Raw genomic sequence first — 12,450 nt, 5'->3', positions numbered from 1 at the left:
CGACGGACGGGCCGGTTCGCCCTATCTCCCATGACGCAGCGTTTGCCTGATGGCGCACGGAGGACGGGATCAAGTGACATCGACGCCGGTTGTCGGTCGTGAAGCGGCGCCTTTGCCCGTGATGGCGCTGTTGGGGGCCATGGTGTCGATCCAGATCGGCGCTACTTTCGCCAAGAGCCTGTTTCCGGTGATCGGCGCGCAGGGCACGACGACGCTGAGGCTGGTCGTCGGCGCGCTGATGCTGATCGCCGTGCTGCGGCCCTGGCAGATGCGGCCTTCGCGCGCCACCATGCCGTGGCTGGTCGCCTATGGCGTGACGCTGTGCGCGCTCAATCTCCTGTTCTACGCCGCGCTCGCCACGATTCCGCTCGGCGTTGCGGTGGCGCTGGAATTTTCAGGACCGCTGCTGGTGGCGACGCTGACCTCGCGGCGGGCGGGCGACTTTGCCTGGATCGCGTTGGCGGTCGCCGGCATCGTGCTGTTGTCACCCTTCATCCGTTCGCTCCAGCCGCTCGATCCGATTGGGGTGATGCTGGCGCTGGCGGCCGGCGGTTTCTGGGCGCTCTACATCGTGCTGGCGCAGAAGGCGGGCGCCGAGCTCGGCACCCGCACCACCGCCTACGGCATGGCGATTGCCGCCGTGCTGGTGCTGCCTTTCGGCGTGGCGCAGGCGGGAGCGGGCCTGCTCGCGCCGTCGATCCTGGTCAGTGCCTTGCTCGTCGGCCTGTTCTCGAGCGCGCTGCCGTTCTTTCTGGAGATGGTGGCGCTGACCCGGATGCCGGCCCGCATCTACGGCACGCTGACCTGCCTGGAGCCAGGGCTCGGCGCGCTGGCCGGCTTCCTGTTCCTGCATGAGAGCCTGACCGCGCCGCAACTGGCCGGCATCGCCGCCGTCATCGTCGCGGCCGCCGGCACCGCACTGACCTCGAAGCCGCCGGTGCCGTCGCCGGAGTAGGGCGGATCAGCGTGCAGGTTCGTGCTGCAAAGCCGTTTCGTCACCGTCGTTCAGAACTTCACGCCCAGATCGACCTTCGCGCCCTGGTCGACCGTGCCACTGCCGAACTGGCCGGTATAGGACAGGCCGAGCGTCGCATTGGCCGACATGTTGAGATCGAGGCCGGCCTCGATCACCGCGGCATCCCTGGCGATCGGCACGCCGGCGATGGTGAATTGATCGCCGCCGGCGAAGGCGAAGACCGAGGTCGGCGTGACATCGCCGAAGGCGTGACGCCAGCCGAGCATGCCGCGAGCGGTGGCATCGATGCCGCCAAGCGCGAAGTCGGTCGCGCCGCGAAGGCCGAGCGTGGTGAAGGTGGCGTCGTTGTTTGTGCTGGCGCTGGTCAACGCCGCGGCACCACCCGTTTCGGTGAAGCCGTCGGTGTGCACGCTGACATAGGCGAGGTTGGCGAAGGGTTCGAAATGGAAGCCACCGGCATCAGCCTTGTAAGCGAGTTCGCCGAACACTTGCGCGGTGCCGGCGTCGTAGTCCGCCGACAGTTGATCGGCAAAGCCGTTGAAAGTAGCCGAGCGCCTGCTCGAGATGCTGCTCCAGCTATAGGCTGCACCGCTGCGGAAGGCGATGGCGCCCCAGTTCGTGCCGCCATAGAGACCGAGATGGTAGCTGTCGCTCTTGCCTGACGAATCGCGGTCGTCGGCATCGAAGGAGGAATGGCCGTAGCCGCCGAGCACGCCGACACGCCAGCCGCCGACCAAAGTGTCGGCGCCGGCCAGCAGGCCCCCGGTCGAGCGGTCGAAGGCGGCGGCATTGCCGTCGCTGTCGGTGTTGCTCCACGAACCGAACACCTGGCCCCAGACGGCGAAGCGGTCGGTATCGGCCGCCACCATTTCCGGTCCACCCTCGCCATAGGCCATGACCGGCAGCGCCGCCGCGCCGCCATCGCCAAAGGCAGCAGCAATGCGATTGCTGGCGGCGTCGCGGACGAAGCGGCTGTCTTCAAGCAGCATGCCCTTGGCCGAGGCGTGGATTTCCCCGGAAAGCTGGTCGAAGGCGTCCTGGGCGGCTGCTTCGCTCGGCAAAGCAAATATCGCATCGAACAGCGGATTACCGCTGCCAAGACTTTCGGCACCACCGCCGGTGGCGATCTGGTTGGGTGTCAGGCCGACCTCGGCGAAGGATTTTGCCTGCGTCGCGTCGAGATAGACATGCGTCGGGTCGTAACTCGCGAAAAGGCCGGTGAACGGGCCTAGGCCGCTGAGCGTGTAGGTGCCGGTGACGCCCATGTCTGCCTGCAGCACGGTGTAATGCGTGCCCGCCACGTAAGGTGCTGCGTCGGTCTTGATCACGTCGAGGACCGCACCGGCGGCGATCGTCGCCGTGCCCGTCGCGTGGATGAGATCGGACTGGCCGGTCGAGGTCAGCTCGACCTGGTAGATCGAGGCCGCCGCCTGGTCGAGATTGCCGGCGACGTGGAGCGTACCGATCGAATTGCCGGGTGCGATGATGCCGCCCGACCGCGCCATGACACCGCCCACCGTGCCGTTGCCGCCCAGCGTGCCACCGAAGATCGTCACCAGCGAATTGGCCAGCGAACCATTTACGGCCAGCCGCCCGCCATCCACATTGGTGGCACCGGTGAAGCCGCTCGAATCGGCGGTGAGGTTCGTCGCGCCGGCGATCTGGTTGATCGTGCCTGCGCCACCGATCGCCGACGCGAAGGCGTAGTTCGTATCGGTGTGGTTGAAGTTGATCGCACCCGCGCCCGGCCCGAACTGGACGCTCGCCGCATTGAGCGTGCCCGCGGCCGCCGCTGGCGATCCGCTCGCCGCACCGATGTTGAGCGTGCCGACGGAGCCCGCCATGGCGGCGATGTTGACCACGCCGCCGCTCGACACCGCGCCGCCATTGGCAATCGTCAGCGTGCCTGTTCCACTAACGCCGACATCAAGATCTCCGCTGCTGGCCCATGTCGAGCCTGTGCCGTCGACCGCTACCGTGCCGACCGAACCTGCGGCGTAGCCAACCAAGCCCAAGCCATTGCTGACCACGCCGCCTTTCGAAACCGTCACCGTGCCCGTGCCAAAGCCTCCGACATAGAGGTCCCCGCTGTTCGTCCACTTCGATCCCGTGCCGTCAACCGCCGCCATGCCGGTCGAACCGGCAACGTAGCCGATATAGCCCCAGCCATTGCTGACCGTGCCGCTGTTCGAGATCGTCAGAGTACCCGTGCTGAAACCGCCTACGAACAGGTCCGAGCTGTTGTTCCAGGCCGACCCCCCGCCGTCGACCGTCACCGTGCCGGTCGAGCCAGAGAATGCGCCCACATAGCCTGTGGTATCGCTGACCTTGCCGCCGTTCGAGATATTCAGCGTGCCGGTACCCTGATCGCCGACGAACAGGTTGGAACTGTTTGTCCAGGTCGATCCCCCGCCGTCGACGGTCACTGTGCCGGCGGAACCCGAACCGAAACCAACGAAGCCCAGGCCACTGTTGACCGCGCCGCCGTTGAGGATGTTCAGTTCGCCCGTGCCGGCGAAACCGACGAAAAGGGCTACGCTGGCCCAGGTCGAGCCTGCACCCTCGACCGTCGCCGTGCCGGTGGAGCCCGCAACATTTGCCAAAATGCCGTTCTGATTGCTGACCGTGCCCTTGTTCGAAACCGTCAGCGTACCTGTGCCCTGATCGCCAACGATCAGGTCCGAACTGTTTGTCCAGGTCGAGCCGGCACCGTCGACGAATACGATGCCGGTCGAGCCCGCCTTCGCGCCAACAGTTGCCCAACTGTTGCTGACCGCGCCGCCTTGCGTGATCTGCAGAGCGCCCTTGCCGAAATCGCCGACGATCAGCGACCCGCTGTTTGTCCAGGTTGAGTCGACGACTATCACGATGCCGGTCGAGCCCGCCGACTTGCCAACATAGGCCTTGTCATTGCTGACAGCGCCGCCGTTGCTGATCGCTAGCGTGCCGGTGCCGAAATCGCCGACAGCCAGGTCGGAACTGTTGGTCCAGGTCGAGCCGGCATTTTCGATGAACACGCTGCCGGTCGAGCCGGCATTCGCGCCAATAGTCCCCCCATTGGAGCTGACGTCGCCGCCATGGCTGATCGCCAGAGTGCCGGTGCCGAAATCGCCGACACTCAGCGATCCGCTGTTTGTCCAGGTCGAGTTGTCGACGAACACCTTGCCGGTCGAACCCGCGGAGGCGCCAATATAACCTGAAGTATTGCTGACCTTTCCGCTGTTCGAGACCATCAACGTACCTGTCCCGTCGACGCCGACGGACAAGTTCCCGCTGTTGAGCCAGGTTGAGCCGATGCCATCGACCATCACCTTACCGGCTGAATCGGTGCTGTAGCCCACCATGGCATCAGCATTGCTAACCACACCGCCGTTGGTGATTATCAACGCGCCGTCGCCATCATGGCCGACATAGAGCGTTCCATTGTTTGTCCAGGTGGCATCATCGATCGTCGCCGAGCCGATCGAATCTGAATATTGGCCAATATAGGCGCTGTCGCTGATGACGTTGCCGCCGTTGGAAACCGTTACCGCACCAACGCCGGAACTGCCGACCGTGAGGCTATCAGTGTTAAGCCACGTTGAGCCGGCGCCATCGATCTTTACGACGCCTTGAACGTTGCTGCCGCCCGCAACAATACCCACAGCATCCGTCACGACACCGCCATTGAGGATATCGAGCGTAGCCAGCCCGAAACTACCAACCACCAAACTGCTGCTGGTCCACGAGGAACCCGCACCTGTTACGGTGACATCAGAAGTGGAGTTATCCCCCCAGGATAAGAATGCTCGGTCGGTCGTCAACGTGCCGTTCGAAATGACAAGGCTGCCGTCCGAAGAAGCTACAAAGCCAAGGTAAATATCGTCGGCAAAAGCGTTGCCAGCGTTGATAACAGTCGGATTCGGTGTCGAATTGCTGATATATACAATATCGGCCGCCGTCGGCACTGACCCAGCGTTCCAGTTTCCGGCGGTAAACCAATCCGTGGAGGTGGTGCCGGTCCAGGCATCGGCCGCCGTCGCGGCGATCGGCTGGCCGAGTCCGACCAGCGCGGTCGACGTCAGCGCCAGATATTTCCATGCGTTAGCCCTGCGGCCACCAAAACCATTCTGCGGCATCCAAACCCCTGACATGATAGTCATTTCACCTTGAGGCTGACATGTCATTGGAGCTCGGGCTTGTCTTGGGCAGGGCCGCACTGGAATTGGACTGGAGCGAAAAGCCGAGCCTTTTGCGCGCACTGTGGCAGTTCTGCGCCACGGTCGCGCAGGTGCCGCTTCACCGGCCTCTCAAAGAGAGAATCGGACGCCGCGCCAGGGCCGGCCACAGAAAATGCCGCAACCCTATCTGGCGCTGGTCGGCGTATAGCCGAAACGGCGACGAAAGCAGCGATTGAAATACGATACATCGCTGAACCCGCTCGTCATCGCGATATCGCTGACCCGCATGTCGCTGTGTCTCTGAGAGAGCATCCTATGGGCGCTCTGCAACCGCAGTTCGAGAACGCGCTCGGAGAAGCTCACTCCGGTTTCCTGAAGGAGATCATGGACGTAGCGCGCCGACAGGCCGAGCTGTTGCGCGACACCTTGGGCGGAGATGCCAGGATCGGCGAAATCCTCGGCAATCGTTGCCAGGATCGCCTCCAGCCTGGCGGCGCGCAGGCCGCGAAGGCCGACCAATTCGGCAGCTCGGCCTTTCGCCCCGGTCACCAGGCCGATCAGGTCCACGATCGTGTCCGTCGCATGGGTTATGAGATCGGCCGAGGCGAGCGGGCTGCCGCTTTCAAGAAGCTCGCAATAGCGCTTGAGAAGATCGAGGGCTTCGTTGTCGGCGCCGATCTTCAACCCTAGCCGGTCGTCGATCTGCGGGAAGGCGCGCATGAGGACCGCGCGTGGGACCACCACATTGGTCCAGATATTGCTGTCGGCGCCGCTCATTTTCAGCGCTTCCGAGGCCGTGACGAGGACGGCTTCTCCCCGACCGACGGCATATTCGCGGCCGACCTGCACGCCCGACAAGAGGGTGTCGGCCTTGTTGATCAGCAGCAAATAGCCGTCATTGTCGTCCTCGGCGATGTTGCTCGCCTTCCTTGTCGCCTGCTTGATCGTTCCGGACATCTGACCGAGAACCAGTGAACCGACAGCCGTGGCTTCGATCGAGGCCTCGAAGGGCAGGTTTTCCGATATGCCGTATTCCACCGACCAGATTTCCGCGACGTGGATGTCCTGCCACAGGGAAAATCGCTCGCGTTCGCCAAGATGCGGCGGCAACTGAGCCGATGAAAACACCGTCTTTCGCGACAATGGAAAACCTCGATAAAGTATCCGCGCTTAAAAAATACCGATCGCCATACTTTCAATCGGCAGAATAACCGGCAACAGTGGCGGCTGGCGTCAAGCAATCGAGTTGAATCCTAATCGAGATCAGCCAGGAGTGGCGTCATCCAAAAGTATGACGCCACAAAATTCTCCGAGGCGAGATCGCAGTGTGTCTGGAGGCGTGGTGGAGAGGCTGAGCAGCGAAGTCCTTGGTTCCATTATCGGCGATATCTACGATTGCGTTTTGAACCCGGAAGGCTGGGCCGGGGTCATGACCCGGATCACGACGGCCATGGACGCGGCCTATACAACCATCGCGCTCGCCAGCACCGCCGACAATCATGGCCGCTTCGCCGCTCAATCGCCCTGGGATCCCGTGCAAATGCGCGTGCTCCAGGACTATGACTTTGATGCAATTCCCGGTCTGAAGACGGCGGTCATCGGCGACGTCGACACGCCCGTCGCGACGCTGTCGCTGATGAGCGAAGCCGAACTCGGGCAGACGGCATTTTTTCAGAATTGGGCCAAACCGCAGGGATTGCGCGAAGCCTGCATCACCAAATTCGTCCACACATCGGACCGGATCGGGCTCATGGGTTGCACCACATGGGCCGACAGGGGGATCATATCAGCCGAGGACCAACATTTCCTGGCGTTGCTCTCGCCGCATCTGCGCCGTGCTTCCCTGATCGGAGACCTGCTCGACCAGGCTCGCGTTACCGCCAGCCTTTACCGCCAGGCGCTCGACAATCTCGCAGTGCCTGTCGTGCTTGCCGGCGCCAACGGGGCCATCCTCCATGCCAATGGCGCTGCCGAACGGATGTTGTCGGCGCAAGGTCCGATTCTTTCCAGGAACGGCCTGCTCCAGGCGCAGAATCCGGCGGTCGCCCGCGCCCTGCTGGAAGCGATCGCCAGCGCCGCGAACGCGGATGCTTCGCTTGGCGCCCGGGGCATAGGACTGCCGGTCTCGGCCCCAGGCCAGCCGCCCGCCGTCGCCTATGTGCTGCCGCTGACCGAAGGAACCGCGCGCGCGGCCTTCCGGCCGGCATGCGCGGCTGTCTTCATATCGACCACGACGTCGGCTTCTCCTCTCCCGGAGGCCGTCCTGACCACGCTGTTCGACCTTACGCCCGCGGAGGCGCGGGTCCTGCTGCGGATCGGCAGCGGATTGTCGGCGTCGAAGAGCGCTTTGGCGCTCGGCATCGGCGAAAACACCTTGAAGACACACCTCAATCGTATCTTCGCCAAAACCGGGACGAGACGCCAAGCCGATCTTGTCAAGCTCGTCTCGGACATAGGCACGCCCCTGGCAGCGCATTCAGGCTGAAGGCGTAGTCCGCAGCGCGAGATCGGCTCACCGCCTCCAGAGCGGCTCCGGCGCGAAGCGCTCGCTCGCCGGGATCGCGCCTGGCCGCCCCCCTCTGGCCTGCCGGCCATCTCCCCCTCAAGGGGGGAGATTACTCGCTTCCACCGCTCAGATCAGCTTCTCCAGCGTGATCGGCAAGTCGCGCACCCTTTTCCCCGTCGCGTGGAACACCGCGTTGGCGATCGCCGGCGCCACGCCGACGATGGGCAGTTCGCCGACGCCCTTGCCGCCGAGCACCGAGGAGTGCGGGTCGGGGATGCCGACCGAAATCACCTCGATGTCGGGAATGTCGGCATTGGTCGGCACCAGATAGTCGGCGAGGTTGTTGTTGACGATGCGGCCGTGGCGGCGGTCGATGATGCCTTCTTCCAGCAACGCTTGGCCGATGCCCATGATGATGCCGCCCTTCCACTGGCTTTCCGCCAGCTTCGGATTGTAGAGCCGTCCCGAATCCAGCGCCGACACGACGCGCGAGACGCGCACCGTGCCGAAATCCTCGTCGACCCGGACCTCGATGAAATGCGCGCACCAGGAATGGCGGGAATAGTCGCCTTCGGTGTGCGGCAGCGCCATGGCGATGGTGGTGTAGTTCCTGTAGCGGTCCTCGGCACTCGAATTGGCCGGCATGGTATCGCCTGTCGCCTCGATGCGGTCGCGGCCGACGCTTTTGAGGAGCTCGGCGATCGACACATCGGGGCCGTCGCCACGCGGTGCGGTGATGCGGCCATTGGCGACGACCAGCGTGTTGGCCTGCAGCGCATGGAAGGGCGAGCGCGGGTCGCTGATCGCCAACCCGACCAACTGGTCGAGCGCCGAGGTCGCGGCCTTGTAGACGGCACCGGTCATGACGCCGGCCAGGCGCGAGCCGCCTGCGACGCCGGCGCGGGGAAAGCGGGAATCGCCCAGCTTCACCACGACGTCGTCGGCCGGCACGCCCACCGTCTCGGCCGCCGTCTGCGCCAGGATGGTGTAGGTGCCCTGGCCCATGTCGATCGAGGAGCTTTCGACCTCCACCGAGCCGTCGGCCTGGATGCGCACGATCGCCTCGCCATAGGCGCGCCGCACCGGATAGGTACCGGCGGCTACGCCCCAGCCGATCAGCTGGTTGCCGTCGCGCATCGAACGCGGCTCCGGTGAGCGCCTGGCCCAGCCGAAGCGCTCGGCGCCCGTGGCAAAAGCCTCGCGCAACTGCCTGGTGGACCAGGCTTTTTTCACTTCCGGGTCCTGCTCGGCATAGTTCCGCAGCCGGATCTCCAGCGGGTCGATGCCAACCTCATAGGCGAGCTCGTCGATGGCGCTTTCGATGCCGAAGGCCGAAGGGTTCTCGCCCGGCGCGCGCATGGCGCCCGGCACCACGGAATTCACCCGCACGACGTTCTGCCGGGACGAAAAGTTCGGCGTCGCGTACATGATCGAGGTAACCGAGGCCAACGGCTCCACCCACATGCCATCGATCGACGTTTCATTGACGCCGCGATGCACGATCGACTGGATTTTTCCTTCCGCATCCGCGCCGAGCGCCACCGTCTGGCGCGTCGCGGCGCGGCCGCCATAGCCGGTGAAGGTCTGCGGGCGCGTCATCACCAGGCGCACCGGCCGGCCGAGCATTTTGGCTGCACTCGCGGCAACCGCGCCGTGGCCGAGCGCCAGCGCCTTGGAGCCGAACCCGCCGCCAATATAGGGCGAGACCAGCCGCACATTCTCGAACGGCACACCGAACCATTCGGCATAGGTGCGCGCCATGCCATCGAGCCATTGGCTCGGCTCCCACACGGTGAGCCGGTCGCCCTCCCAGCGGGCGATCAGGCCGTGCGGCTCCATCGGCGCCTGGTATTCGCGCGGCGTGTTGTAGGCGGCGCAGATCCGGACCGGGGCGGACGCAAAGGCAGCCTGCGCGTCGCCCCATTCCTTGGTCATGGCCTCGATCGGAATGCCGTCGCCGGCTTTGGCATCGTTGAGGTCGACGATGGCCGGCGTCTCGTCATAGTCGACCTTGACCAGGGCCGCTGCCGCGACCGCCTGCTCGAAGGTTTCCGCGACCACGGCGGCGACATGCTGGCCCGAAAAGCTGATGTCGCGCGCCAGCGGGCAATAAGGCTTGTCGGGCGGGGGCGTGCCGAACCAGTCCGACGCGGTTTTCAGGGCCATGATGGTGTCCGGCGTCAGCACTTGCAGCACGCCGGGCGCCGCCTCAGCCTGCGCCGTATCGATGGCGCGCACCTTGCCGGACGCGATCGTGCTGTCGACCAGCACGGCGTAGGCCAGGTCTTCGAGCTGCTGTTCGACGGCGTATTTGGCCGCACCGGTGATCTTGGCCGGGCCGTCGACGCGCGACAGCCGGCCTCCGACGGCTTGTGCCAGCACGCCGTCGGAGGCGTCGCCATGTCTTGCGATGTGAACGGTCATGCCGCTTCTCCCAGTTTGAGGATGGCGCGCGCGACGACGCGCGGCGCGAGCTCGATCTTGTAGTGGTTGGCGCCATGGTCGACGGCGCCCTCGACGGCGAGCAGGCTGGCCGCGCGGACAGCCGCAGGCTCCAGCACCTTGCCTTTCAGCGCCTCTTCCACGGCGCGCGCCCGCCAGGGCTTGGTGGCAACGCCGCCTAGCGCGACGCGCAGGTCGCGGACGGTGCGCCCGTCGGCCTCGAGTTCGAGGCCGGCGGCGGCACTGGCGGCGGCGAACTCGTAAGACTGCCGGTCTCGGACCTTCACGTAGGTCGAGCGGCGGGCGGCGGCGGATCCCGGGATTTCGATGGCGGTGATCATCTCGCCCGGTTCGATCGCGTGTTCCTTCTGAGGCGTGGTGCCGGGCAGCAGGAAAAAGTCGTCGACCAAGACCCGGCGCTCACCGAGATGGACCACCGCGTCGAAGGCGACCAGCGCGGTGGCGAGGTCGCCGGGATACATGGCGATGCAGGCCTCGCTGGTGCCGAGCACCGCATGGCCCCTGGTGACGCCGCCGATCGCCGAGCAGCCGCTGCCGGGCTCACGCTTGTTGCAGGCGGCAAAATTCGAGGGATCGCGGAAATAGGGGCAGCGTGTGCGCTGCATCAGATTGCCGCCGACGGTCGCCATGTTGCGGAGCTGCGCCGAAGCCGCCTGCCACAGCGCCTCCGAGACAGCGGGAAAGCCGCCCTTGATGCCGGCGTGGTCGGCGACATGGCTCATCCTGGCGAGCGCGCCGATGACGGCGCCGCGCTCGTCGATCTCGATGGTATCGAGCCCCTTGAGATGGCTGATGTCGACCAGGCTATCGGGCTCGGCGACGTCGCATTTGGCGAGGTCGATCAGCGTCGTGCCGCCGGCCAGCAGCATGGCGCCGGGCAGGGCGGCCGCCTGGCGTGCGGCGTCGACGGAGTTGGCGCGAAGATAGGAAAAATCCCTCATGACGCGGCCTCCAGCGCTGCCTGGCGCACGGCGGCGACGATGTGCGGATAGGCGCCGCAGCGGCAGAGATTGCCGGCCATGTATTCGCGGATCTCGTCATCGGAGCCGGCATGGCCTTCGCGGATGCAGGCGACCGCCGACATGATCTGGCCAGATGTGCAATAGCCGCACTGGAAGGCGTCCTGATCGAGGAAGGCAGCCTGCACGGGATGCAGTTCGCCCTCCCGTGCAAGCCCCTCTATGGTGGTGACGGTGCGGCCTTCGGCCTGTGCCGCCAGCGTCAGGCAAGCCAGCACGCGCTCGCCGTCGACATGCACCGTGCAGGCGCCGCACTGGCCGTGGTCGCAGCCCTTCTTGGTGCCTGTCAGGCCGAGGCGGTCGCGCAAGGCGTCGAGCAGCGTGACGCGCGGTTCGAGGTCCAGCGTATGCGGCTGGCCGTTGATATCGAGATGGACGGGGATTGTGGTGTTCGTCATGGGCGTCTGGCTCCAGTTGCTTGACGCTGAGGGAAATGAAGTGGTGTCGGGGCGGGGAAGGGCAAGGCCAATCGAGGAGGCGGAGCGGCGGAGACAGCGATCTCCCTCGCAAGAGGTGAGATTGGCAGCTTTGCGGTCACGGTCACTCTCCAGCGGAAATCGGCTTTGGCTTGCAAGCTTTCAGCACGTGACATACCGGTTCCCCTGATTATATGATAAAGGTGCTCCACTAAAGCGGAGGCGCCTCCGTTTATTACGTGGGGGCTGACCCGATGGGGTTCAAGCCCCATATTTCGACAGTGGAGAAAAAATTGGCCGCAGAGCCGTCCGCCATCCCCGACCAGAAGACCGCAGAGGCCAAGCCGCTGCGCGCCGACGCGCAGCGCAACCGCGACCGGCTGGTCGAGGTGGCGGCCTCGGTCTTCGCCGAGCGCGGGATCGATGCCTCGCTGGAGGAGATCGCGCGCCGCGCGGGCGTCGGCATCGGCACGCTCTACCGGCATTTCCCGACACGCGAGCACCTGGTCGAGGTGGTCTACCGCCGCGAGGTGGAGGGGCTGTGCGCGGCCGCCGGCGAACTGGCGGCAAAGCATCCGTCCGACGTGGCACTGGAAGAATGGATGCGGCGCTTCGTCGACTATATCGCCACCAAGCGAGGGCTTGCGACCAGCCTGCGCATCCTGTTGACGGCGAATGCCAATCTCTATTCCGACACGTCGGGTCGGGTCTCGGCGGCGTTGCGGCAATTGGTCGAGGCGGCGGTGGCCGAGGGCACGATCCGTGGCGATGTCGACGCGTCCGACGTGCTGCACGCGCTGGGCGGCATCTATTCGGCGCCCGACACCCCGGATTGGCGCGATCGCTCGCGCCGGCTGGTCCGGCTGCTGATGGACGGATTGCGGTTCGGCGCCGCCAAGGCTAGGTGAGG

8 protein-coding genes are annotated in these 12,450 nt (G+C 65.2%); 3 read left to right on the top strand and 5 right to left on the bottom strand.

The window, feature by feature from the left end; all coding sequences use genetic code 11:
• Positions 1-73 precede the first annotated feature (73 nt).
• Complete coding sequence (locus FJ986_RS11500; protein WP_140657648.1) at positions 74-955, top strand: DMT family transporter; 882 nt, start codon at positions 74-76, stop codon at positions 953-955.
• A gap of 50 nt (positions 956-1,005) precedes the next feature.
• Here the strand turns inward: FJ986_RS11500 and FJ986_RS11495 are convergent, their stop codons facing one another.
• Both FJ986_RS11495 and FJ986_RS11490 read right to left on the bottom strand, forming a co-directional pair.
• Positions 1,006-5,094 carry an autotransporter domain-containing protein gene (locus FJ986_RS11495; RefSeq protein ID WP_281406978.1) on the bottom strand — a complete coding sequence of 1,363 codons (4,089 nt, stop codon included), beginning with the start codon at positions 5,092-5,094 and terminating at the stop codon, positions 1,006-1,008.
• 225 nt (positions 5,095-5,319) lie between these two features.
• A complete protein-coding gene (locus FJ986_RS11490) occupies positions 5,320-6,279 on the bottom strand; it encodes an AraC family transcriptional regulator (RefSeq protein ID WP_140630613.1) in 960 nt (319 codons plus the stop codon).
• Positions 6,280-6,478: 199 nt separating this feature from the next.
• Here FJ986_RS11490 and FJ986_RS11485 point away from each other — a divergent pair, with 199 nt between their 5' ends.
• Positions 6,479-7,621, top strand: coding sequence for a helix-turn-helix transcriptional regulator (locus FJ986_RS11485; protein ID WP_140630616.1), 1,143 nt, complete (start codon positions 6,479-6,481; stop codon positions 7,619-7,621).
• Between the two features lie 147 nt (positions 7,622-7,768).
• Here FJ986_RS11485 and FJ986_RS11480 read toward each other — a convergent pair whose 3' ends face one another.
• From FJ986_RS11480 to FJ986_RS11470, 3 genes are read right to left on the bottom strand one after another with little or no spacing between them, the layout of a single operon-like run.
• Entirely contained in the window at positions 7,769-10,066 is a 2,298-nt protein-coding gene (locus FJ986_RS11480) for a xanthine dehydrogenase family protein molybdopterin-binding subunit (protein WP_140674309.1), read from the bottom strand.
• Positions 10,063-11,046 (bottom strand): xanthine dehydrogenase family protein subunit M, encoded by a 984-nt coding sequence (locus FJ986_RS11475; RefSeq protein ID WP_140674307.1) that lies wholly within the window; start codon positions 11,044-11,046, stop codon positions 10,063-10,065. The genes FJ986_RS11480 and FJ986_RS11475 overlap by 4 nt, the downstream gene beginning before the upstream one ends.
• Positions 11,043-11,522: a (2Fe-2S)-binding protein gene (locus FJ986_RS11470; RefSeq protein WP_140552266.1), complete on the bottom strand. Its 480-nt coding sequence runs from the start codon at positions 11,520-11,522 to the stop codon at positions 11,043-11,045. The genes FJ986_RS11475 and FJ986_RS11470 overlap by 4 nt, the downstream gene beginning before the upstream one ends.
• A 311-nt stretch (positions 11,523-11,833) precedes the next feature.
• Between FJ986_RS11470 and FJ986_RS11465 the strand changes: the two genes are divergently transcribed.
• Positions 11,834-12,448 (top strand): TetR/AcrR family transcriptional regulator, encoded by a 615-nt coding sequence (locus FJ986_RS11465; protein ID WP_140500115.1) that lies wholly within the window; start codon positions 11,834-11,836, stop codon positions 12,446-12,448.
• Positions 12,449-12,450 lie beyond the last annotated feature (2 nt).

The organism is Mesorhizobium sp. B1-1-1 (assembly GCF_006442955.1).
Taxonomy (GTDB): domain Bacteria; phylum Pseudomonadota; class Alphaproteobacteria; order Rhizobiales; family Rhizobiaceae; genus Mesorhizobium.
This window is presented reverse-complemented; position numbering and strand designations above follow the sequence as displayed.